This is a genomic window from Flagellimonas nanhaiensis, assembly GCF_003382275.1.
GTDB classification, from domain to species: Bacteria; Bacteroidota; Bacteroidia; order Flavobacteriales; family Flavobacteriaceae; genus Flagellimonas; species Flagellimonas nanhaiensis.
Window position 1 is genome coordinate 1,127,505 of the sequence record NZ_QTJX01000001.1, and the last position, 25,801, is coordinate 1,153,305.

16 protein-coding genes are annotated in these 25,801 nt (G+C 39.1%); 4 read left to right on the plus strand and 12 right to left on the minus strand.

All coding sequences use genetic code 11. The annotated features are described in order from the left end of the window. Window positions 1–134 precede the first annotated feature (134 nt). The 6 genes from drt3b to DX873_RS05200 form a co-directional block, all read right to left on the minus strand. A complete protein-coding gene (gene drt3b / locus DX873_RS05175) occupies window positions 135–2,393 on the minus strand; it encodes an antiviral reverse transcriptase Drt3b (RefSeq protein WP_232520861.1) in 2,259 nt (752 codons plus the stop codon). A 3-nt stretch (window positions 2,394–2,396) separates the two neighbouring features. Next, on the minus strand, window positions 2,397–3,935 hold the full coding sequence (drt3a, locus tag DX873_RS05180; protein ID WP_116183433.1) for an antiviral reverse transcriptase Drt3a: 1,539 nt from the start codon (window positions 3,933–3,935) through the stop codon (window positions 2,397–2,399). Window positions 3,936–4,205: 270 nt separating this feature from the next. Then, entirely contained in the window at window positions 4,206–4,355 is a 150-nt protein-coding gene (locus DX873_RS05185; protein WP_116183434.1) for a DUF1496 domain-containing protein, read from the minus strand. Window positions 4,356–4,387: 32 nt separating this feature from the next. Then, a complete protein-coding gene (locus tag DX873_RS05190; RefSeq protein WP_116183435.1) occupies window positions 4,388–4,714 on the minus strand; it encodes a hypothetical protein in 327 nt (108 codons plus the stop codon). A 126-nt stretch (window positions 4,715–4,840) separates the two neighbouring features. Beyond that, the gene (locus tag DX873_RS05195; RefSeq protein ID WP_116183436.1) at window positions 4,841–5,350 is read right to left on the minus strand and encodes a hypothetical protein; all 510 of its coding nucleotides are present in this window, start codon (window positions 5,348–5,350) and stop codon (window positions 4,841–4,843) included. A 611-nt stretch (window positions 5,351–5,961) separates the two neighbouring features. Next, the gene (locus DX873_RS05200) at window positions 5,962–6,978 is read right to left on the minus strand and encodes a helix-turn-helix domain-containing protein (protein WP_116183437.1); all 1,017 of its coding nucleotides are present in this window, start codon (window positions 6,976–6,978) and stop codon (window positions 5,962–5,964) included. A gap of 181 nt (window positions 6,979–7,159) precedes the next feature. On the opposite strand from DX873_RS05200, the gene DX873_RS05205 reads away from it, so the two are divergent. From DX873_RS05205 to DX873_RS05220, 4 genes are all read left to right on the plus strand, one after another. After that, window positions 7,160–7,630: a (2Fe-2S)-binding protein gene (locus DX873_RS05205; RefSeq protein WP_116183438.1), complete on the plus strand. Its 471-nt coding sequence runs from the start codon at window positions 7,160–7,162 to the stop codon at window positions 7,628–7,630. Between the two features lie 12 nt (window positions 7,631–7,642). After that, complete coding sequence (locus DX873_RS05210; protein WP_116183439.1) at window positions 7,643–9,808, plus strand: xanthine dehydrogenase family protein molybdopterin-binding subunit; 2,166 nt, start codon at window positions 7,643–7,645, stop codon at window positions 9,806–9,808. 139 nt (window positions 9,809–9,947) lie between these two features. Continuing rightward, a complete protein-coding gene (locus DX873_RS05215) occupies window positions 9,948–10,955 on the plus strand; it encodes a glycoside hydrolase family 5 protein (RefSeq protein ID WP_116183440.1) in 1,008 nt (335 codons plus the stop codon). A 9-nt stretch (window positions 10,956–10,964) separates the two neighbouring features. Continuing rightward, a complete protein-coding gene (locus tag DX873_RS05220) occupies window positions 10,965–14,282 on the plus strand; it encodes a VCBS repeat-containing protein (RefSeq protein ID WP_116183441.1) in 3,318 nt (1,105 codons plus the stop codon). Between the two features lie 10 nt (window positions 14,283–14,292). Here DX873_RS05220 and DX873_RS05225 read toward each other — a convergent pair whose 3' ends face one another. The 6 genes from DX873_RS05225 to DX873_RS05250 all read right to left on the minus strand — a co-directional run bounded on the left by DX873_RS05225 (window position 14,293) and on the right by DX873_RS05250 (window position 25,511). Beyond that, entirely contained in the window at window positions 14,293–16,032 is a 1,740-nt protein-coding gene (locus DX873_RS05225; RefSeq protein ID WP_116183442.1) for a glycosyl hydrolase, read from the minus strand. A 1-nt stretch (window position 16,033) separates the two neighbouring features. Beyond that, entirely contained in the window at window positions 16,034–17,110 is a 1,077-nt protein-coding gene (locus tag DX873_RS05230) for a glycoside hydrolase family 5 protein (RefSeq protein ID WP_232520862.1), read from the minus strand. 71 nt (window positions 17,111–17,181) lie between these two features. Beyond that, complete coding sequence (locus DX873_RS05235) at window positions 17,182–19,683, minus strand: glycan-binding surface protein (RefSeq protein WP_181899440.1); 2,502 nt, start codon at window positions 19,681–19,683, stop codon at window positions 17,182–17,184. A 28-nt stretch (window positions 19,684–19,711) separates the two neighbouring features. Then, on the minus strand, window positions 19,712–20,782 hold the full coding sequence (locus DX873_RS05240; protein WP_116183444.1) for an IPT/TIG domain-containing protein: 1,071 nt from the start codon (window positions 20,780–20,782) through the stop codon (window positions 19,712–19,714). Between the two features lie 6 nt (window positions 20,783–20,788). Then, window positions 20,789–22,351: a RagB/SusD family nutrient uptake outer membrane protein gene (locus DX873_RS05245; protein WP_116183445.1), complete on the minus strand. Its 1,563-nt coding sequence runs from the start codon at window positions 22,349–22,351 to the stop codon at window positions 20,789–20,791. 22 nt (window positions 22,352–22,373) lie between these two features. Next, on the minus strand, window positions 22,374–25,511 hold the full coding sequence (locus DX873_RS05250; RefSeq protein ID WP_181899441.1) for a SusC/RagA family TonB-linked outer membrane protein: 3,138 nt from the start codon (window positions 25,509–25,511) through the stop codon (window positions 22,374–22,376). Between the last annotated feature and the right edge of the window lie 290 nt (window positions 25,512–25,801).

The following is a 25,801-nucleotide window of genomic DNA, read 5'->3' on the forward strand; positions in this document are numbered from 1 at the left end:
AAAGGCAGGGACTCAACCCCTGCCTTCAAAACCTTATAAAAAAGTTTAAGGCGCTTGTGTGTGCTAATTCCTCAATTAGTAAATAACGGTTTTAGAGCAATCAAATAATCAAATTTGATATTGCGCCATATATTTTAATATACGTTATGCCCTCTTTTGGTATTAAGCTCTCTACCCAAGTCAGAACCTTCCCATTTTGCATACCAGTTAGCTTGAAATGAGCTCAATTCATTGACAATTAACTCTTTTTCTGGCTCCGAAAGGGTTGACTCAAAAAATTTAATCGATTCCAAAACCTCTTTTCGGAACTCAATTGTATCCCTGTCTGAACTACCTATAAAAGGACAAGTAAGAACGTCGATTAAAAGCAAAGTATCCTCAGCTTTTCTTGATTCAAAACTATTAAATTTCTTTTTTATGTTCTCTTTTAAAATATTTCTTAGACCATCATATTTAGTCTTTTTTTGAATGTGATGTAATAATGAGACTATTAAGAAATATGACATTCCACCCTCAATCTCTTTTTTAAAATGATTCAGTAAAGTCTTTTCCGATAACTCGTAATTTTCTCCTAATTCATTTAAAACTGCCAGGAGATAAAGGGTTTCAATTTCGGAATGGACAGTTGAGCGATTTTTATTTAGAACAATATTTATTCCATCATAAATACTTTTGTATATGGTATGTTTATTATCAAAGCTGAAAGCAATAATGATTTCATCCAATATGAAGGAATATTCGGTTTTCTGCAATAGGCCAATTCTTGTTTTCTCTTGATTTTTGACAAAATCAATAATTCTGAATATGATATGGCAAACTTTAATTGAATAACTGACTCTTGGTAAAACTGAATAGACAAAAAAGGTTATTTCAATAATTTCAAGGAATTTTTTTAAAAGCTGTCTATGATACTTTTCAATTATTTTTTTTAGAGGTTCTTTTTTTTCTGTTAACGTACCAATCTCTTCACGAATTCTATTTTTTTCCTCATCTGTATTTTCTGGATTGTCCAAGCTTTGTCTCAGCTCTTTTTCTTTGATTAAATAATTAATCAACTTTCTTTCTTCTGACTGAAACTTTCTAATTAGTTGTTTGGTTTTGTTGAAAATTGTTGCTAAAAAATAGTTTTGAAGGTCTTTATACGACGTATTAGTAGAAGCCAAGATTTTTTTGTAATTGGTAATTACATCTCTAGATTCGTAGTACTTGATTCCGGTTCTCGGTATATCATCCGCGTCAAGAAATTTGAAAATGACAGTGTTTTCTATTAATTCCCTAATATTCTCTTTTGCAATGGTTATATTGGTTATGATTGGTTTTTCAATCTCTTCGGTCTTCGACTCATTAAAAAACAAATTGAACTCCTTCAATTCAAGTTTAAACAACTCAAGTATTTCATCCTTAACTCTGTCTTCATTATAGAATACAAAATAGTCATCAACATAGCGATATATATCGTATTCGACTTTATAGGTGTATTGCAGTTGCTTTTCTATTAATTCATCGATTTTTTGTAAAATTAATTCCGCAAAAATTCTAGAAAATTCAGGCCCTATTAAAATACCGTTTGTTTCATTGTAATTCATTAATTGCATTAGCTTATCGAATACACCACCAACAGTATTTTTGTTTGGGGAAAGATTGTCTTTGACAATTTTTTTATTTGTCAATGCCCAAGACAATGAATGGGTATAAATACTGTCAAAACATCTAGAAATATCGAATTTTAAGAGCTTGTTAAATCTCTTTTCAGCCCTATGATATTCATTTGATTCGTAAAACTTATATATGTTGCTGTAAGTCTGATATGAGAAAAATGTTTTAAGTCCTTTGTACTCTTTATCACTAGTTTCTATTATTTCAATTTCTGGATTCTTGATTCTGTTTTTTGAAAAGGTAGGGTCTCTGAAATATTTCAAAGAAGCGACTTTATCAGGTTTTCTAAGAGAGTATTTACTTCTATTTGAATAATATAAAATGTCATTTTTGTACTTATCGTAAAAAGACACCAACATCAATTGATTAATAGGGTGTATTACTGCTAGTTCCCTATAATCATGGTTTTTATGAGAAATCCTGAACTTGTAGGGAATTTTTTGAAGTTCTTCTATTCTTAATTTGTAATACCTATATTTTTTTTCGTCATTATACTTTACAACTTTTTGAAACCCGAGACCAAATACAATTTTTACAATTCTCTCAAGCGTTTTAGATGAATTTTTTTGGAATCTTAGTTCTATTCCATTGTTGACATTTGCCAACTCAACTTTGTGTTTGGTCAAAAAATCATAGAAATGTCTATTCGAAAAAAATGGTGGCACCTCATATGGAAGAACATCAGATATTACCACTCTTTCTTTTTTGTATCCGATATGTTGTCTGGACTTTTTCACAGCTCAATGTTTTTTCCAAACTGAATTAATCTCTTTCAAACCAAATCTTATTATGCCTCTATTTGTTTTATTGGTTTCATCAGTTCTTTTTGCATTATGATTTTTGTAAACCTCTTTTTTTAATGGGTATCTGATGAAGCGTTTAGAGTCAAAGCCTTCTTTAAAATTTAACTTCTTTAGTTCGTTTTTTTGGTCAAGTAGTAAACCCGCTCTGTATATATGCCAATAAAAATATTTATCTAGAATATCAAAGGAGGATGGATTATTAACAAATGGATTAGAGTAATATATACCTATCAATACATTGGCCTTATTATTTCTTAATTTGGTATTAGTACACAAAAATTGAATTCGCGTTTTCAATAGTTTAAACGCACGACGTTCATTTTTTAATCGTTTATTTTTGAAATCATCAAAAGCACTTTTTATCTTTTCCTTGTATTTCAAAATTTTCTTTTCGGACAGGTCTACGGACAATTCTATTGTAGTTCTTTCTCTCTTTGTCGGATCCGAAAATTTGTATAAGTTTTTTACAGACCCTATACTGCATCCTAAATAGTTGATTGATTTGGGATTCGCCTTAATCGTTTTGGCTATAATTCTGTCATCAAGAAGTTCAAAGCTCCTAAGATTTAGCATATCGATGCCCTTTGTTAAATTGTAGCTGTGTGTTTTCTCGATATTTACATCTAGATGCCTGTTTTTAATGACTTGTAGTAGTTTAGTTTTATATTTTCCTAGCTGCAAATTTGAGATTGCTTTGTCCGCTGGAACAAAAACTGCGATGATATCATCAACATATCTAGAATAATAAACTAAATCATCAAGCAATCTGATTTCATTGTCAATAATACGCATGTAAAGCTCCGATAAATAAGGGCTTATGCCAACACCCCTAGGAACACCTTTTGGGTTAGAAGCTCCAACTTGACCAGTTAATCTATTATACTCTTCAATAACTTTATTAATGAATTTTTTTGAAAGCACACTGAGCAAATGGTCATCATTTATCTTTGAAAGGAGAGGTTTTTGCGGTATGGTTTCGTAAAAGGATTTTATGTCAGTTCTTACAACATATTTTGGAAATTTATCCTCTAAGGTATTTATCAGTTGACTTACAATAGCATATCTGTTTGCTTGTTTTACCTTGTATGTTCTAGCTAAATTCCATTGAACCTTTTTGGACATAAAATAGTTTTCTAGATTTTTTTCCAATATAAAGGTGGGTTTTCCGAGTCTAGGGCCATGGTTCATTTGAATATTATTAATCTTCACCGGTAAATCTCTAGTTGACTCGTCCAGAATTTTCTTAATTAGGGCATCACGGTCACTTCTTAGTGTTTTTCTTTCCTGATAAAGTAGCTTTTTATGTTCGGAATCAGTAGAATTTCTAATTTCCAATGTTTTTGCTTGAATCAATTTCAATTGTTCCAGACTATCGGAAAATTCCTCTTTGAAAAGTTTTTCAATGTTCTTTCCTTTTCGATTTTCTCTGTCAAAAATTTCTTGGAATGTCTCCTTTGTGAAGGATTGATTTAACATCAATTACATACTTTGGTTAGCCAATAAAATATAAGTAAATTATTACAGGGTTTAAGATACTTCTGTATTTAGAATTAATGAAGCGATGGCTAGAAGAAAATGCGGGCGAGTAGGGGAGTGAATTTGTGGCTAACACAAAGAGCGATTGCCCTCGGCTTTGTGTTGGAGCATGAAATGCCCACATAGCGAAGCTATGAAGACACAAAGGGAGCGAGGAAGCATATTTTCTTCTTGATTTTTTGTTTCTTTTTTATCAAGAAAAAAGAATGACTAACCATCAGTATTTTCCTTGCAAGCGGTACCTAGATTATCCCATCGACCATCTCTACATTGATGTAAAGTCCCACCTTGACATACCGTAGAGCCATCAGAGTACTCCTTGCCATTGTAAATACATGTTGAATTTTTGTTGTCCGACATAATTTATATTTTTTAATCTAATAAAGGTAAAATCACCTATGGTCTGCATCACCCAACAGAGACCAAATCCAACGATTATTGTGAAATATATACGCTTCCAGCCATTGATTAGGCCTTACATTAGCTTTATCATTTGGTCTTACATTATAAATTGAAAATGGCACAAAAAGCTTTGAAGTGTGATGTCTGATTTTGGCGGCGTTATTAAATGTTACAATCCATATTGAATTGGATTTGTCTACTGAATATGTAAAAGTGTTTATGCTATTCGAGGTAATGTCTTCACCTTTTTCCTCACTTAAATAATCAGCATTATCATCCTCATAACCCTCCATACTAGGGAAATCGTAAACTTTCATATTTATAGATTTATTATTGGGGGAGGAATTAAACTATGACTATAAATATAAGGATAATTACTACAAAAATGAAAGAAAAATATGTGTATCTAATAATATATTTTGGAGAAACTCTGCTGACAAATCTCAACGACAGACAAAAAAGCAACCTTTTGTAGAAAGATTTACATCATCTATCAAATCGTAAAAATTGGGTTCAATATTGCCAGTTAATTTGATTTCACCTGAACCACAGTTAACGATATAGGCATTTGCATCGCTCTCTGTTATTTTTCTTCCTTTACTATTAAAAAATACAAGACCTATTATGAAATAAGGCTTACTATGCCTCGCGCCAAATGAATATGCTGTAGCTGTATAAGGTATTGTTGCACTAAAATTACCATCTGGAAAAACATATAAATCAATCATGCCATAGTTTAACTGGTCTTGGTATTTATCTCCGGTGAACTCATTCCATTTAAAGTACTTTAAATCATCTTTAAATTCTTTAAAATTGGAAGAATAATCAATAACTTTCTGTGAGCATTTCAATTTAGACAAGGGTATTTTTGTCTTTTTTACAGTTCGGATTTGAGATATTCCTTTTGAAGAGACAAAGAAGAAGATTATTAATAAAAAAGTGCTAAATCTCATATCTATAAGCTTTATTAAAATGGTTTTTCAGATTAAATATGAGGGATACTTAAATAAAGGAATTCTTACTTTAAGAAACAAATTTATTTACAGATAAACAAATGAGGATGTGAGCAAGTGCTAAGAATTTTGCTCAAAGAGAAAATTTTAGCTTTTGCGACATGCTAACGAACAGTCCGTGAAATTTTTCTTCTTCAAATTTTCCAGTAAACCAAAGGTTTTAATAGAAACGAAAAGCTGAGCTTTTAATGGCACTGGCCAAGTGGCTGAGAATTGCGTATAAAAATAAATGCAAGGGCATTTACTTTTTATGAAAGCAATATGCTGTTGGCCGAGCGGCTATTTTACATAACGGCAAATTATAGATACAAATGAAAAGATGCGGCGTTAGCCGACCGCTAGGGAATGTTTCATGACCCTGTTCATAGTTCCCATAAATGACGAAAGGTTGAGGGATATTTTACATAATAGAATTATAGCTTACAAATGGATAAACAGCTGAGAAACCAAAACAATACATTTGTACTATAATTTGTATTATGTCAAATAGAATATTTATAACCTGGAAAACCCCACGATAAACTTCTCCTCCATATTTTTATGTTATATATCTACTTGCATTGAGTTTGTGCCAAGTTCACATGCTCTTTGCGATAAGCTTGTGGCGTTACATTGGTTTGTTCCTTAAATGCTTTGTATAAAGACGATGTACTGCTAAAACCAACTTCCTTGGCTATGACTTCAATCTTATCGTTGGCCTCCAAGTCTTGCAGTCTGTTCTTAACCTCTATAACTCGATATGAATTCACAAATGAATTGAACTTAACACCTCGGTGTTCCTTAATGGCTTGTGAAATCAAATATATTGGATGTTGCAGTTCTTGGGATAGATTCGTCAAGGTCAACCCTTTTCTGCGGTAAACCTTTTCTTTATCAAATAATACAGTGATCTTTTCATAAATACTGTCCAACACTTCGGACTGTTCCTTTTTTGGTTTCCTGTTGATTTGCAACAACTTACGGTCCTTCAAAAGCATAAAATTGATTACATACAGGATAACCAAGGTCAGGATATTCCCGATGGTATATCCCTGAATGTTAGCTAGATAAGACTGAAAAACAAAAATCAAAGCTATAGCCCCTACACTACTTCCGAAGAGGATAAACCGCTTTCGGTTGCCGTTCCAATCTCCATATTTAAAGAATATAAAACTGGTCACTGCGTACGAAAACACAAGTAACGCTCCTATTTTGTACAACGAAATCACCTTCCAGCTGGAATCGGAAAAAAAGCTGCTTATCACCAATAATATTGCAGGCAGATAATGAAAATAATCTGCCTTCCGGAGTTTACTGGGTTTGCTGGACAAGGTATACAGCCAAAACGAAGGCCCTATGGCCCAAAGCCCCGCCAAAGCTAACATCACGGTCCAAAAAGGCACTTCCGAAAATAGATAGTAATAGTACGACTTTGATATCCGTAGCGTCAATGCCAAAAGCATCAAACTTAAAAAAACAATCGGCGTAAACTTCTTGGTATTCTTTGCCAAAATATAAAAGCTAAGAAATAGACCTTGACAAATGGCTATTCCGCAGACAACGGCAATAATGATTCTCCAGATATCCATGTTTTATGGTTGTATCAAGATCCATCAAAATTTATTTCAGATTCAAGGAATCCGAAAAAACTAACAGTCCTAAAAAAACCTTTGGGACTGCTTATCCTTTTCCTTTGTGAAGGACCTTGGGTGATTAACGCGCTCAATTTATAATTTCAATCATAAACGTTAAATCACTTCTCAATTTTTTATGAAAAATTTAAAGATTAACGGTCAACTACTGCAGGTAAATGCGGATGACAACATGCCCCTTCTTTGGGCACTTCGGGATGTTATGGATATGACCGGAACCAAGTATGGATGTGGAAAAGGCCTTTGTGGTGCCTGTACAGTGCATATAGATGGTGAAGCGGTTCGTTCCTGCATCACTCCCATTGGTGCGTTGGAGGGAAAAGAGATTACTACTATAGAAGGTGCCGAAGGAAACCCCATTCTTCAAACCGTTCAAGAAGCTTGGTACCATGCTGATGTACCCCAGTGTGGGTATTGCCAAAGTGGTCAGATGATGAGTGCCGCTGCCCTGCTCTCCAAAAACAGTGATCCCAATGATGAGGCCATCAATATGGCCATGAATGGAAACTTGTGCAGATGTGGCACCTACACCCGTATTCGGAAGGCTATAAAAAATGCAGCCGACAGTCTAGACCAAAACAATAACTAGGAAAAACGTATTATGGAACGAAGAAATTTTTTCAAGATTACTTCCTTGGCCGGTGGAGGCCTTCTACTGAGCACTTACCTTCCACTGGCATGCACAACCACCAAAGAATCGGCATTTGATTGGGAGCCTAACTTTTTTATCCGAATTGGTTCGGACAATACCGTGACTTTTATTTGTAGCCAATCCGAATTGGGCCAAGGCACTTCTACAGGACTGGCCATGGTTGCTGCTGACGAACTGGGTGCGTCCATGGATACATTAAAAATAGAATTTGGGCAAGGAAGTGCCGAGCGTTACGGCAATTTGCAAGATACCGGAGGAAGCAATGGACTCAGAATTGTATGGTCTTCTCTTAGAGAAGCAATGGCTACAACCCGAGAACTTTTGATTGCTGCAGCAGCACAAAAATGGCAAATTGACACTGATGAATGTTATTGTGAGGATGGATTTATCCATAGAAAAAATGATGAAGAAAAACTTGCTTTCGGGGACGTTTTGGACATTGCATCAACATTATCCGCTCCGCGGGAAATCAAACTGAAAGAGTTTGGTGATTTCAAGTACATCGGAAAACCAATAAAAGGCCCCAAAACAAGGATGGCCGTAAACGGTACAACCCCCTACTCCATCAATATGAAATTGCCCAATATGCTATATGCGGCCATTGAACGCTGTCCTGTTTGGAAAGGCTCACTATCTTCTTTTGATGCTTCGGAGGCATTAAAAGTTCCTGGTGTGGTTGAAGTTTTGGAGGTTGAGCCAACTGAAGTTCAAGCAACAGATTACAGAGGAGGTGTACGACCAGGAGTTGCAGTATTGGCTACAAGCACCTGGGCTGCATTTGAAGGTAAAAAAGCCCTGAAGATTGAATGGGAAATGGGTATAAATGGACTAAAATCCAGTCAAGATGTCCAAAAAGAACTAGAGGATGACTACAAAACCAATAGCAAGGCCAATGTAGATCTCCAAAATGCCACTGCTTTGTTTGAGGGAGGTAGAAAAGTCTTCTCTGCAGCCTACGACTCCCCGCATCAAGCCAATGCCTGCATGGAACCATTGAATGCAACGGCTTATCATCGCGGACATAAAGTAGAGGTTTGGGCCGGCACCCAATCTCCTCAATTGACAAGAGATCGCATTGCGGAACTTACGGAATTACCCTTAGCAGCAATAACAGTAAATAATCAGCCCTCTGGTGGTGCTTTTGGAAGACGTTATTTCTGCGATTATGTGGAGGAAGCTGTAATTCTATCTGAAAAAGTTCGGGTTCCGGTTAAAGTTACCTGGAGTCGTGAGGATACCTTTTTGACCTCCAAATACCATCCTATTTGCAAGGATTATTGGCAAGCATCGTTAGACACTAACAACTTTCCCACTGCCATTAAATACCGAGGCTCTATTAGTAGACCTGGCGGCTATCGCTGTTACCCATACAGTGTGCCCATTGCTTTTTATGACTACTTGAAATACAAAGATGATTGGTTGTTGCCGAGAGCTTCCTGGCGTAGCGTCTATGCGCATCCTTGGGGGTTGGGCATGGAATGTTTTATGGATGAGCTGGCGCATAATGCCCAGGAGGACCCGCTTCAATTTCGAATCAAATTATTGGAAAATGCCAAAATAGTTGAACAGAAGGCATTGCCCTGGGTGGGTGATGACTTCTATCCTGAAAAACTAAAAAACACCTTGGAAATGGTAGCAGAAAAGTCCAATTGGGGCAAAAAAAGTGAAGGAATTTATCAGGGTGTTTCGGCCATAAGCTACAACACAAGCTACTGTTCCATGGTAGCGGACATATCCATGACAAATAATCAAGTTAAAGTACACAAGGTTACTGCTGTGATTGATTGTGGTCTGGCTGTGAATCCAAGTCAGGTGAAGGCCCAGATTGAAGGCAGTATTTTATGGGGCCTTTCAGCTACATTAAAAGATGCAATTACCGTGGAACATGGTCACGTACAGCAAAGTAACTACGATACCTACGATTTAATGCGGATTTCAGATGCTCCGGAGATTGATGTTCATATTGTGGAAAGTACGGATACACCCAGTGGAACAGGAGAAGTGGGTGTTCCAGGGGTTGCTCCAGCAGTTCTTAACGCAGTTTATGCGGCAACTGGTAAACGGATTCGACAATTGCCGATAAGATCTTCCTTGTTACAATCGACAGATTCATAGCTGAAACCGGTCTTGTCTCTGTTGTTATTGGCTCAGAATAATTGGGCAAGGATAAATTTTCGATGTCAAAATGACAAAATAGTATCGTCTAACAGTTTCATTTTTAGCTAGCTTTGATTGTAATCAATTCTGCAGCAAAATGGGACTTCATTTAAAACTATTCGTTTTAGCATGTACAAGTTTATTGTCTTTTAGTACAATTTTAGCCCAACAGAGTTTGGACCGTATTACAGTTAAAGGGAACAGTTTTGTTAATCAAAAGGGAGATACTATTGTATTTCGAGGAATGAGCTCCAGCGATCCCGATAAGCTCAAGAACGATGGTTTGTGGACTAAGCAGTACTTTGAAGAAATCAAGGACTGGGGAGCAAATTTGGTGCGCTTTCCAGTACACCCCAAACGAGTTCGGGACAGAGGATTGCAGGAGTACTTGAAACTACTCGATGACGGCATAAAATGGGCTGGTGAACTTGGGATCTATGTGGTAATAGACTGGCATAGTATCGGTAATCTTTACACTGGTATTTATCTTTTGGACATTTATGATACGACCCAAAAAGAAACATTCAATTTTTGGCGTACCATTGCCCAACGATACGGTAAAAACACCACTGTAGCTTTTTATGAGATTTTCAATGAGCCCACTACGGACCAGAACAGATTTGGCGCACTTGATTGGGATTCATGGAAAGCCTTTAATAAACAGGCCATTACTATTATCAGAGCCAATGGCGGAGAAGGCATTCCCTTGGTTGCGGGGTTCAATTGGGCATACGATCTAACCCCTTTGAAATTCAGCCCACTAGATATAGAAGGAATTGGCTATGTGAGCCACCCTTACCCTCAAAAAAGGGCGAAACCCTGGGAGGAAAAATGGACACGCGATTGGGGGTTCGCAAAGAACAACTACCCTATTATATTGACCGAAATGGGATTTTGCGGCCCTGAAGATCCTGGAGCCCATGTGCCTGTAATCAGCGACGAATCCTACGGAACGGCAATTACCCAATATTGCGATCAAAGGCAAATTTCCTATGTAGTTTGGGTATTTGATATGGATTGGGCACCGAACATGTATACAGACAAAAAGTTTACCCCATCTAGGCAAGGTAAGTTCTTTAAACAAAAGTTTAATAGCTACCAATAATTATTTGTCATGACCTTGAAGCGAGTTTGCCTTTTTTCGGTCTTGTTGATGACAGTCTTTTTTGGCTGCGAAAAATCCAATGAAACAAAAAATGCATCGTCCACTCCTCGTTTTGAACTGCTGCCAGCCTCTAAAACCGGTATAGATTTCATCAATAAGGTCAAACAGACCAATACATTCAATTTTTTAAATTATCTCGATATTTTCAATGGTGGTGGGGTTGCTCTAGGTGACTTTAACAATGATGAGTTGTTGGATATTTATTTTACATCCAACCAAAATTCCAATAAACTATACCTGAATCAGGGCGATTTTGAGTTCGAAGATGTTACCGTTCGGGCTGGGGTTTCTGATGAATTGGGCTGGACCACCGGCGTGAATGTTATGGATTTCAACAATGATGGGCATCTGGACATATACGTTTGCAAATCAGGCGCGTTGCAAGATTCCAATTTGCGAAAAAACAAGCTTTTTATCAATCAGGGTGATGCTACGTTTAAAGATGAGGCCGAGGCATGGGGAATTGACCACTCAGGATTTTCCATTCAATCCTACTTTGTTGATTATGACAAGGATGGGGATTTGGATATGTATTTGGTAAATCATCGATCTGATTTCAACAATGTTCGAAAAATTGATTCAAAGGTCAATTGGGCCTATATCGATGAATTTTCAGACCAATTGTTTAGAAATGATGATGGATTTTTCACCAATGTCACTGAAGAATCAGGACTGAGAAACAAAGCATGGGGACTTAGTGCGGCCATTGGAGATTTTAACGAGGATGGTTGGCCAGATATTTATGTTGCCAATGACTTTATTCAACCCGATCATATTTATATCAATAATCAAGATGGCACTTTCACCGATGATGTACTGGGGATGTTCGATCACATTTCCTACAACAGCATGGGTTCAGATTATGCTGATATCAATAACGATCTTTTGCCAGATTTGGTGGTGCTGGATATGTTGGCAGAGGACCATTTACGAAGTAAGGAAAATATGGCGACCATGGATAGCCGTGGGTTCCAGTATATGGTAGAATCCAACTACCACTACCCTTACATGTCCAATGTATTACAATTAAATCTAGGCAAAGGTAATTTTAGTGAAGTTGCACAACTCACTGGAATTTCCAAAACAGATTGGAGCTGGGGGCCTTTGATTGCAGATTTTGACAATGATGGCTATAAAGACATTTTTATCAGCAATGGTATTGAAAAGGACTTGGGAAATCAAGATTTCCGGGTGAACCTCCGCCCTACCATTCAGGCTAATCCACGCATGGGTATCGAGGAGCTGGAGCAACTTATGCCAGGAGAAAAAATGGCCAATTACATCTTTCAGAACAAAGGGGAACTTGAACTTGAAAATGTTTCTGAACACTGGGGTATTGACATTCCCATGAACTCCAACGGAGCGGCCTACGGAGATCTGGACAATGATGGCGACCTTGACCTGGTCCTCAATAATTCTTCGGATGTAGCTTCTATCTTCAAAAATAATTCAGAGGAGCACAATTTTATAAAGCTGTCCTTAAAAGGAAAACAAAAGAATGTTGATGCCATTGGGGCAAAGGTTAAGATTGTCACGAAAAATGGGCATCAGCTCAAAACAAATTACTTTGCCCGAGGGTATCAATCCGCAATGAAAGATGCTTTGCATTTTGGTTTGGGGAATGTGGATAAAGTACAGTCCATTGTGGTTGAATGGCCAGACAGCACCATTTCAACTCTTCAGAATCAAGGAATAAACCAAATCCTTGTAGTGCATCAGAAAAATGCTATGGAACCTTCACGTCAGAACAACAATCTAGTTAGAAAAGAGTATCTGAAAGCTATTGATAAAAGTGCACTAGAAATTGATTTTGAGCATACTGAACCAATCTATGATGACTTTAAAAATCAAGTGCTGTTGCCTCAGAAACTTTCACAATTAGGGCCAGATATTGAAGTGGGAGATGTAAACAATGATGAACTGGATGATGTCATTGTCTCTGGGGCTCAAGGGCAATCGGTTGTATTATTTACTCAAGAAAAAAATGGTCTGTTCAGGAAGAAAAAGACTCCGGATTTTGAACGACATGCCGAACAGGAAACATTGGGACTGCATTTGTTTGATTGTGATGGTGACGGTGATTTAGACCTTTACGCCACAAACGGAAGCTATGAATTTGATGAAAATGACCCTTCTTTGCAGGATGTACTCTACAAAAATGATGGTTTAGGTAATTTTTCAACGACCACTACCCTACCCCAAATGCTCATTGCTACAAAAAAGGTAATATCAATTGATTACGACAATGATGGGGATTTGGATTTATTTGTTGGCGGACGCTTGATAGGCAAAAAATATCCCTTACCACCAAAGTCATACATTTTAGAAAATAACAGTGGCGTTTTTACCGAGGCTACTCAAAGGATAGCTCCAGAACTTGAAACCGTTGGTATGATTACCGATATGGTTTTTTCCGATTACGATAAGGATGGTGACAAAGACTTGATTGTAGTTGGAGAATGGATGCCCATTTCAGTTTTTGAAAACACAGGCGGTCACTTTTCCTTGTTGCCTATTGATGGAGTAAAAGTTTCGCAGGGGTGGTGGCAAAGTATTGAAATATTGGATATTGATAACGATGGAGATGATGATTATTTGATTGGGAATTTGGGAAAGAACAACAAATTTCATCCTACCGCTGAAAAACCGTTACATGTTTATGCCAGCCACCTTGATGACAATGAAAGCTTTGATATGATTTTGAGCAAAGAATACAAAGGGAGGCTTGTACCTACCCGAGGTAAGGAATGCTCAACCCAACAAAACCCATTCCTCGATCAAAAATTTAAGTCATACAAAGCTTTTGCCAATTCTTCATTGCAGGATATTTATGGAGCCGATATTCTAGAAAAAAGCTATCATGCCGAAGCGAAAACTTTTCATTCCAGCTTGCTGATCAATAACGGAAATGGAAATTTTGAATTGAAAAGTCTTCCGAATGCAGCCCAAAAAGGACCCACTCTAGATTTTGAAGTGGTTGATCTCAATAAAGATGGGTACCTGGATGTGATTGGTGTTGGGGCCATTCATGAAACTGAGGTGGAAACCATTCGATATGACGGTAATTCTGGATATATTTTGTTAAACAACAAAGGCAAGTTGGTTCCTGCACCAAGTAAAGATTTTCATTTGGATGAAAACACCAAGGTGATAAAAAAGATAAATCTACGAGGAATCCCCTATTTACTTGTTGGAAATAATAATGGACCTCTCCAAATCTTTAAAACACAATCGTCAATTGAAATTGGAGTAGAAGAAATCAACTAACCACTTTTGGCTAATTGCTGTTAGCAGGACCATAGATGTTCAATGCTTTTATGTCCTCTTGAAACAAAGTCCTTGGATTATTTTTGAACGTAATGAAGTCGTCTTTCACTTGTTGTGAACTCTGAGCATTTGGAATGAACAAATTATCCTGGCTACCATCCCATGGAGCATTGAACCATGCCAACACCCATGCAATTCTTATTTCGCTTCCCCCCTCTTCTATTACAGAGAGGATATTGTCCGTCCAAAAATCGGGGTTGTTGGAAACATACTGTTGCTGACCTGTTTCGGTAAGGGCAGCCACTTTGTTGTGCTGTTCGGCAAAATCTGTCAATTCGATCAACCTTTGTTTTAGGTCGATGTTATTTGGATTATAGAAATCGATTCCAACAACATCAACATAGCTGTCTCCTGGATAATATGAAGTATCCAGGGTTTTATCTGGTGACCAAGCAAAAAGCACATGATTTGATCGTTCTTTGATATAGTCAACCGTAAGACGATAAAAGTCGACATATAGAGCAGGAGAATGATTGGTTGCTTGGGTTCCCCACCAAAACCAGCCTCCGTTCATTTCATGAAATAGTCTAAAGACTATGGTAAAGTCCAATTCATTGTTGATAATGTCAAGAATCTCATCCAGTTCTCCAAAATACCAGCTTCTGGCGTTGTTCATGTCGTTAACAATGTCGTGCATGAGGCTTTTATCGGTTTCCGATGTAATCTGATTAAAATAAATTTCACCATCGGTTTTGCTTCTTTGATGAAAGTCGAAAGTGACCACAGAACCGTTTTCATACGCAGCCTTTGCTTCGTCTATATGCAATTGCCTTTCCGATGCACTTTTGTAGAGCATGTAATGTGGGTCAATACCGTACACAGCCGGATGGTCTCCAGATACATCCTTACAATCAGAGGTGCTCAAATCATAGTTCAAAGCATTCAACTGGAAGGAAAGTGGGAACTCTTGCCCAAAGGCAAATGTATCTCCCATGGCCAGAGCCGCAAGATTGTTCAAAACATCTTTGGTTTGTTGGGTTGCATTGGAATCAATTGGTAAATAATCCCCCATTTGTCGAATTTCAACGGTAACAGTATCGGTATGTGATGCTCCCTCGTTATCGATCACCTTCAGAGTTACCTCATGAACACCCAAACCTAATGAGATTTCTGCTGTTCTGGATTCCGCAATCAGATTGTTATCGAGAATCCATTCATAGGTCAACTCGTGGTTTTCAGGGTCTGTGGATTCCGAAGCATCCAATGTTACCAATGCCGTGCTTGCCCCTGTGGTCAGATATAAAACCAAATCACTACCAGCATCAGCTGTAGGTGCTTGGTTAATATAGGGTTGAATGGAAACATTAAAAGTAGTAGTGCTTCCATCTTCCGCCTTTATTTTATAGGTGACCATGTTGCTAAAATCATTGGTTGTAACCCCAGATTGCTGAACCGTTTCGCCAATATAGACCGTGGCACCTTTAGAAACTTCAAATACGGCTGTCAATTTGGTCATATCGGAATGATTGGTCATACTGGCCTCCAGTTGGTTCTGGTTCAGTCCTGAAAAGTCCAGGTCCGGTAATTCTTTTATCGAGAATGAAAATAAGGACTTATTGCCACTTAAAAAGGTTTCTTCATCTGGTTCTTTGGAGCATGAAAAGCTGAGAAGAATCAAAAAGAACGAAACCACATACTTAAAGCTATGCGTTAATACGGATTGCCTCATTAAGTTCGAATGATTCGTCATCTTAATAAGCTTTGTTTTTCTCTCTGAGATGCTCACGTACCATTGTTCCAGAAGTAGTTAGGTCGTCTAAGGCCCATCCCCCTATTGTACTTGCCCCTGGTTTTAAGGCTGCGGAAAGTTCTTCCTTATCTGCAATGGACCAGTTCAGATGTGATATGTTGTACTCATCCAAGAAATTCCACCATGTTTCTGCCTCAGTGCCATCTATGGAACCATCACCCGAGGCTTCACTAACCCCATATTCCGTAACAAAGATTGGGATGTTATTATTGATGGCGAGCAGCGCCTTGTTCCTAAGTTCCTGTTTGTGGGTTGCTGCATAATAATGCAGGGTATACATGACATTTGGGTCATCTAGCTTTTCAAAAATCACATCCTCAACATCCTGGGACCAATTTGGCGTGCCACATACTATCAAGTTATCCGAATCATACTTTCTAATTTCAGATATCACTGCTTCATGATAAGGTTTTAATACATTCTTCCAAGACACGTTTAAAGGTTCGTTGTAGGTTTCGTAAATAATATTTGGATAGTCACCGTACTTTTCTGCCATCTCGCCAAAAAATGCCACGGATTCTTCTAAATGGTCCTCTGCATGATGGTCATGCCAGTCAATAATGACATAAAGTCCATTGGCAATGGCCGCATCAACCACGGCAAAAATCTTTTGTTTTTCTACCTCAGGGTTTTCCAAATATCCTTCATGCTCAACTGCCAGAGCTGCTCTTACCGCTGTGCACCTCCAGTCATCTTTTAACCAGGCTACAACTTCTGGAGTATAATATTTTCCAATCCATTGACTCCAAAACAAGGACATTCCTCGAAGTTGAACGGAATTTCCGTTTTGGTCCACCATTTTATTTCCGGTTACGGACAATTGACCAAATTCTTCTACAACGGATAAAAAGGAGCCTGTATTACCCGTATCTGGTCCGTCTGGGTCCTGACCATTACCATCTGGGTTTTCATTTTCCCCTGTGACGTCGTCCATGGGTTGTTCCATACCTTTTCCTTCGGATGAAGAACATCCAACGGCTAGGCAAAGAATCAAAAAAAACGAGGTAATCGTCTTCATAGAGGGTTTCATGAAAGATTCCCACGGACAAAAATCCTGTGGGAATCCTTAAAATTAAACTAACTCAACTCTTATTTTTCTTCAAATCTAACATTGTCAATTGCAAAGTTCAATAGGATATCGGCACCTTCAAACGCCATTCCAAATTCGTTGTCCACAAGACTGAAGTCGGGTTGTCCCAAATCGGTTAAGGGGATTTCCACCGTAATCCAGCCGTTTGTTTCATAAGGTTCCCCCGTATCGTTCCAAGGGGCCCAATCATAGAAAGAATCTACTCCTCCATTGCCGCCTGAATTGAACCTTATCCTGAACATTCCAGCATCTATGGGCTCAAGTACATTCAAATCAAATTTCAAAACATAATCGTTCAGATTGCTTCCAACAACATCTGCTCCGTTAAAAGTACTTGGATCGTTCCTCCAGAAAAGATCTTGCCATCCCGTACCTCCGGTTTGGAAGTTGGCCCTACCATAATTGGATCCATCCAAAGATATGGCGCCATCATTCTCCGCTTGTACATTCCCCCACCATGGATCCTTACCATCCCAATCAAAGAACGCCAAGTTTGGGTCATCTACGGGGTCTGGCCCACCACACTGGTAACCGGGTTCGTCAAATCGAACATTGTCAATAGCAAAGTTCAATAGAATGTCGGCACCTTCAAATGCCATCCCAAACTCGTTATCTACCAAGCTAAAATCAGGTTGGCCCAGTTCTGTCAACGGAATTTCAATGGTCTGCCATCCGTCTGTGTCAAATGGCTGACCGGTATCGTTCCAAGGCGCCCAATCGTAGAAAGAATCTACTCCTCCATTGCCACCTGAATTGAACCTTATCCTGAACATTCCCGCATTTATGGGTTCTAACACATTGATATCAAATTTCAGTACATAATCATTCAGATTACTGCCCACTGTGGCTGCACCGTTGAACGTACTTGGGTCATTTCTCCAAAATAAATCTTGCCATCCTGTACCCCCGGTTTGGAAGTTGGCCCTACCGTAACTGGAGCCATCATTTGAAATGGAACCATCATTCTCTGCTTGTACATTACCCCACCATGGGTCTTTACCATCCCAATCAAAGAATACCAAATCCACGTCTGTGACCGGATGTGGACCATCGCAATCACCAGCAACTTCAATACCGAGGGCATCCAATAATTCAACAGGAACAAGGACCCTGTTCAATTCATGGATAATACCGTTGGTAGCTCCAATATTGGCATTGACCACTTGGGAAGGGATAGCATCAGTAAATGATGGGCTTAGCCTAATAACATCTGTAGCGCTTACACTAAAAGTGTCTCCAAGTAAAGTAGTTACAGAGCTACCATCCGTAAGTTCTGATTCTACCAATGTGCCGACGTATAGGTGATATTCCAATAGTTTTCTTAGTGCTTCAATTTCTTCTGGGGTATCAAAATCGTCCAGAGAATTAAAATTGTCTATGGTTGCAAACAGAGCGTCAAAGGCTTCATTGTTTGGAGCAAAGACCGTAAGGTTTTCCGTGGTTAAGCTTTCAGCAAGACCAGCAAGCTCTGCTGCTGCCAATAAGGAAGTAAACCCTCGGTCCTCTGACCTTGCAGCTAAATCAAGGGTTGCGCCGAGCACTTGTTGAAATACAGTATCAGGCAATAAAACTTTGTCCGTTCCGTGTACAATACCATTTGTGGCCTGAACATCTACCAGATTGATCTCTGCGTTTGTTTCAGACGCATCATCGATAGAAGTTCCATCGATTGAAAATGACTCCCCTTGTGCTGTTTCAAAGCTTTCCCCGTCAACTTCATTGGAAGTAACATTACCACCCACAACAACATGATAGAGCAATACATCTGTTAATATTTCATCGGGTATATCAGATAAATTAGTCCAACCAAATGCTGCATTTAATTGAGCCATGAGCATTTCGAAAGCTGCATTATCGGGAGCAAAAATTGTGAAAGGTCCTCCTCCTTTTAAGGTTTCTACCAATTCGACTTGGGCTAAAGCGGCAGCCAAGGAAGAATATTCAGGGTTGGCCAATACATGGTCCACCACATCTGGAGTTAAAAGTACATTGTCCACCATATGGACTACTCCATTGGTTGCACCCAGGTCAAACATTCCTTGTACTGGAGAGGCTACACCATTGAACGTCATTGGACTATCCGTATTGACAAAGAAACTAAGGTTTCTTCCATCTACCCCAGTTGCCATGGTCAGCCTGTACCCTTTTTGAAGATTTGATGACAAATCCGCGGTATTGGTATTCCACACATGATTCAACAATGTATTTCTCAAAATACTGTCGTTCATTGCGGTTAGATCTACTCCACTAAATGCCGAATTGGTTGGCGCAAACAGTGTGAATGTAGTACTATTGGCAAGGACATCGTCCAAATCAAATTGTTCCAAAGCTCCCAACAGTGTTGATGCTTCAGAAGTGCGAGCCAATATTTGGGTAATGTTCTCCGTTGGTGTACTTGACTGCGGAAACACCTCTTCATCGTCTTCACAAGAACTAAATGTTAGGAGCGCCGCTCCAACGGCAAATAAGGCTGCTATTTTGTTATACTTGATATATTTCATAATCATCTTATTAATGTTTGAGTCCTCCTTATTGAATCAGTCCAAATTGGTCCAAGTAGAACAGGAATGGTGCGGTTCCTCCCGAGAATTCTTGAAAATCAATTCTGGTAATGGTTTCAGGAGCAGTACCTGGTGCGTAAAAATCGGTCAAGGGAATACTGAAACTGTTCCATTCTCCTGGAACCAAATCAAGAACTATTTGGGTATCAAAATCATTGAGGGCACAGGCAACCCTTACGGTCTGGTCATTGCCTGGAAATATCTGAAAGTTTAGCGCACTAAAATCAGCTATTCTCAATGTTTCTGTAGCATCAGTTGCCGTGAACGTAAGTCCGGCCCAATTGTTACTATCTCTACGAATTGATGTAGACCCTAGGGTAACTTCATCGGAAAGTACCTGGGTGCCATCCCAACCTCCAAGGTCCCAATCATTGATGATTGCATCCGTAAAAATGGGATAATTAAAGCCATATGAAGTTGACTGTGCTATGGCACCATTAACTTCTATTTGCACGAACCCTTGAACAATTCCGCCTGGAACTGCAATGGTAAGTTGCTCTTCTGAAACGCTTATAATGTCCGTGCTGATTTCTTCAAACGGTCCGTCCACACCAACGCCATTTACAAAAGCTGCAGAAGACGCTCCGCTAAAATCTCCTCCTTCAAGAATTACGGCACTGACTCCATCAATGATTTGTTCTGAAAAACTTGAGATGTTCAGTAGAGAGAAGTCATATTCAGCTACTCCGTGCAATGTTTCTACGATGAGTTTGTTTGAGCCAATTACCGGAGCTCCAAGAGGAACGCTAAGTACAATGACACTTTGAGTGGCAAAGTTGGGATTAACCGTAGCTTCAAATCCGTTGAATTTTACGGACACAATATCCTTGAGGTTTTGCCCTTTAATATTTATGGTGTTGCCCAAAACTCCGGTCTGTACGGTTGAACTATTGTTCACGTCCGTTACGGAATTAATAACAGGGGGTCCACTATCCCCTGGATTTATGGGGTCAGGTTGGTTGAATTCATTGCTGCATCCCAGACCCAAAATCAACAACATGGCCAAGATACATACCGATGGAATTTTTCTAGTTTTCATAATTTTTTAATTAAAGTAAGGAACAGGCGGGTCTAAAAGCCCTGGGTTGTTGATGGTTTCATTTGTTGGATAGGGGAATATCAGTTTGTCTTCTGTAACATTCACAAACCTATCCGTTATTCCACCTGAGGCCCCTCTATCAGTATCATTGAACCAACCACGTTGGATAGAGGACAAATAGGCTGTAGCATCCGACCTTCTAATGGCATCGTACCAATGCTCCATTTCAAAAGCAAATTCGAGCTTACGTTCTTTAAATACATCTTCAAATGTTGGATTGGAAATTGATGTAAGTCCAGCCCTGTTTCTTATTTTATTCACAGAGCTTTCTGCTTCGGCAACAGAACCTCCTCCTCCTTGAATGATTGCTTCTGCGTGAATCAACAAAACATCCGCATATCTCAGAAGATATGTATTGTTCGCATAACTGTTTCTCACCCCACCACCATTATTGGCTGGTGTTCCTACAACATACTTTTTGATGGCCACGTTGGTTCCTTGTGCATTACAGCCAGCTGGACCAGGTGCAGTATATCCTCCGTTTAAATCTGGGTAAAAGGAATCTGGATCCATAATGGTTGCCTTGTAACGCTGATCTACAACCTTATCTTCATAGGTATCTTGAAGGTCCAAAGAAGGTCCAACTGCGGACCAGCCATCGTCGAATCCCGTGATTCCAGATAATGCGTAGAGACTTTGTACGCCGTTGCCTTCTCCAAAATTGCCACTGCCCGTCCATTGCAAGGCGATAATACTTTCCAGATTATTATCATTGGCTGTCAAGAACAGGTCATTGTAGCTCCCTGAAGTGCCATCTTCTGCGGTTCCCCCCAAAAGTTTAAACTCACCGGAAGCTATAACCTCCGAAGAAAGTGTGTAGGCCAATGAATATTCACCCAAGGTCAAGTGTACCTTAGAAAGCATAGCTTTTGCTCCATTGCTGGATATTCTGCCAGGTTCACTTGATTTGTTATGCGAAATGTTATCTATGGCAAAATTGAGGTCATTTTTTATAAAAGTATAGACGTCGGAAACCAAATGTCTTGGAATGTAGGTGTCATCCACCAATTCTACGTTATCTTCTATAATGGGTACAGAACCAAATATTCTTACCAAATAAAAATAAGAGATGGCCCTCATAGCCCTGGCTTCGCCTACTGCATTGTTTATTACCGCTTGGGGGACATCTGCATTTGCCCTTTCAGGAACCTCATTGATCACCGTATTGGCATGTGCGACAACAGCCCAAAGGGAACCCCAGGCTCTTTGTAACGTATTTAGATTTCCAGTTACGTCAAATAGTTCAAAACTTTGGTTTCTAGGGTCCCAAGTTCTTCCGGTACCCCCGGAAAGATCTCCGATACACCAAGCCGAATTTGTTACAAAATCAAACCAAGGCACATTGTAAAGCACATTGGTAGAGGTTTGTATTTGTGCTTCTGTTTGAAAAAAGTCTGCTGAACTGGGTGTGTCCTCCGGTGGACGATCAAGGAATTCCTTACTACAAGATATCAACATCATTGTAGCAACAAGGAAAACAGACAAAGACTTAAGTAAACTGATTTTCATAATAATAGCGATTTTTATTTTGTTAAAAGCTTACATCAACACCAAAAGTGAACGTTCTGGGCAAGGGATAACGACCATTGTCGATACCTGCAAGTATTGGATTCTGCCCCAATGACCCTACATCAGGATCATATCCTGAATAGTTGGTAAATGTGTATAGGTTTTGAACCGATCCGTATACATTTAAACTGCTGAAAAAAGTTTTCTCCAATAGTTTTGATGGGAACGTATATCCAAGCCGTACATTTTGAATCCGTAAATATGAACCATCTTCAATGTATCTGTCTGAAATAAAAATGTTAGGGGTTTGGTTCAAGGTATATCTTGGATGGGTGGCATCAGGATTAGCCGGGGTCCAATAATCCAATACCGAATCTAGTTGATTGCGGAAGGTTAAATTGGTACCGGTAAGCGACCTGTTTATTGCATTGAAAATTTCATTGCCATATGAGCCCTGTAAAAAGATTCCAAGATTGAATCCCTTATAACTGAAGTTGTTTTGCATACTAAAGGTGAAGTCTGGATGAGGATTTCCGATTTCAGTCCGATCATTGCCGTCCACTACCCCATCACCATTGACATCTTGAAATTTTATATCTCCCAACCATGTTCGGCCCACAGAGGAAGCATCACCAACTGGCTGGCCAAATTGTACAGGGGCATTGTTTAAATCGTTCAATGACCTAAAAAGCCCTTCGACCTTATAGCCGTAGAAAACTCCGATGGGCTCACCAACAACCGTCCTGGTAAGGGTCTCTACGGTATCATCTAGATTGGCATTACCAAAAGCGGTTACATCATTAAGGTCAAGAACTTCGTTTTTATAGTGGGAGAAAGTCAGTGTAGAGTTCCAAGAAAAGTCTTCCGTGGTTATTGCATTTACATTTAGTGTTACATCGATTCCCTTGTTTTCCATCTCTCCAAGATTTACAAATGGCGGTAGGACTGATCCCGCGTTGAGGTTTGAGTTTCCTCCAAGGACAAAATCTGTAAGTGCCAACCTGAACAGGAAGTCACTACTTAATTTCCGATATACTTCAACACTGGTATTTACATTGCCATTGAACAAAGAAAAATCAAGACCAAGGTTGATCTGCTTGGAAGTTTCCCATTTTACATCCGGGTTTCCGAAGCTGGTGACCCTAAATCCAGTTCCTAAATCTGTAATGGTAGGTCCTAATAAGGATAAATCTGGATTGTTGGGCAAATCTTGGTTACCAACTTCTCCATACCCTCCATAAATTTTTATGTTTTGAATAGCATCAAAGCCATCCATGAAAGACTCATTTGAAAGTCTCCAAGCCGCCGAAACCGACGGGAAATAACCCCATTTGTTTCCTTCCGCAAACTTGGACGAACCATCCGCCCTAAATGAAGCGGTAATGTTATACCTGCTGTCAAAAGAGTAAATAGCCCTGGTAAAATATGATTCTAGAGCACTACTTCCTTTAAATTGAGTTGAGTTGAATGTTTGAGCATTATTGAGTGTACTAAATCGTTCATCAACAAAACCAATACCCAATGCTCTTATTCCGTCATAGGAGCTTCGTTGTGTTTCGTGACCTCCCAATAATGTTAAGTCGTGCTTGTCTCCAAATCTATTGTTGTACGTTAAAGTATTTGTTACAATGGAATAAGTGTTGTCAACAGTCTGTTCAGTAAGTTGTGGATTATTCAGGCTAATGGCCCCATATGAAAAAGAGTTTTGAAATTGCCTGTTTTTCTCACGGGTGAAGTTACCCCCAACCTGAATCTTATATTTTAGGTTTTTTGCAAACCCCCATTCCGCATATGCGCTTCCCAAAATAACATCTCTTCTAAGGTCATTTTCTAAACTTCGCTGTTGTGCAATGGGGTTAGGCACGGCCAAAGCTATCTGCTCTGCTGTTATTGGACCTGCAAAAGAACCATCAGGATTAAACACGGCGGTCTCTGGGTTATTTCTTAGTGCAAGCGCAACAAGTCCTCTTGAGTTTCCATTGGCAACCAAATCTTCATCGGTCCTGCTTGCTGTTATATTAACACCAACCTTTAGGTTGTCATAAATCTGGGTATCTAAATTGACGCGGGCACTGCCCCTTTGAAAACCACTACCTTCTATTATACCCTCTTGATCTGTTAGAGAAGCAGACATGTAGTATTGTGTTTTTTCAGAACCTCCTGAGAAAGACAGTTGATGGTTTTGCAAAATGGCATCGGTGAAAATCTCTTTTTGCCAGTTGGTGCCTGTACCCAATATACTTGGGTCGGCAAATTCCAATCTGGGTTGTTGCTGAAAAACCCGTCGCATTTCATTCTGTAACTCTGCATACCCAGGTAAATCGAGTACTGGCAGAATATTGGTTGGTTGTTGAAACGCCGTATATCCGTTATAGGTCAACTTTCCAGATTCTTTACGACCACTCTTGGTGGTAATAATAACCACCCCATTGGAAGCCCTTGAACCATATATTGCCGTTGCGGAGGCATCCTTTAAAATATCAATGGATTGGATGTCGTTTGGGTTTAAGGATGATAATGGACCCGAACTATTATCGACACTTATACCACTTCCTGATAGATTATTGGCGTCACCTGAAACAGGAACACCGTCGATAATGTAAAGAGGTTCCGAAGAGGCGTTGATGGAACCCACACCACGAATACGAACAGATACAGACCCTCCGGGTCGACCACTGTTTTGGGTAATGGCCACACCTGCTGCCCTACCCTGAATCAACTGGTCAACACTTACCTGCGGTATTTTGGTTAGCTCCTCAACTTTCACAGAGGCCACGGAACCAGAAATCTGTTCTTTCAATTGTGTGCCATAACCAATTACCACTACCTCATCAAGCTGTTCTAAATCCTCATTTAGCACAACATTGATTGTTGATTGGTTATTCACTTGGATTTCTCTGGTGACAAACCCAACATAACTTACTACAAGAGTGGCATTGTCACCAACCTCGATTGTATAGTTTCCGTCAAAGTCGGAGACGACACCATTGGAAGTGCCTTTTTCTATAATATTCGCACCCGGAATCCCCATGTTGTTGGCATCGGTAATAACTCCATTAACCCTATTCTGGGAAAGAGCCATTTGGGACAATAATGCAAATAAAATAAAGACGATATAGACGCTAGGCGCCATATCCTTTTTAAATTTAGAATTTCGCATAATCATTGAGTCAAAATTGTTTGGTTCGTAATTTTCGATGAATGCAACTATGGTATTGTTAAATATCAAGTGCTTTGCACAAACAAATTTATTTTAACCCCTTGACTCCGAATAATACTATTTAATCATTTTATAGTATAATATTTTGTTAATCGGCAATCATGTTCAAATAATCATCAAAAGGAAAAAGTGTGAATGAAATACATGATTACTAAGCCAATAAATAACATACCATACATTTTAGTCCCTTTTTATTGCTATTGTGGATAAAATCTATTTCATAATAAAGT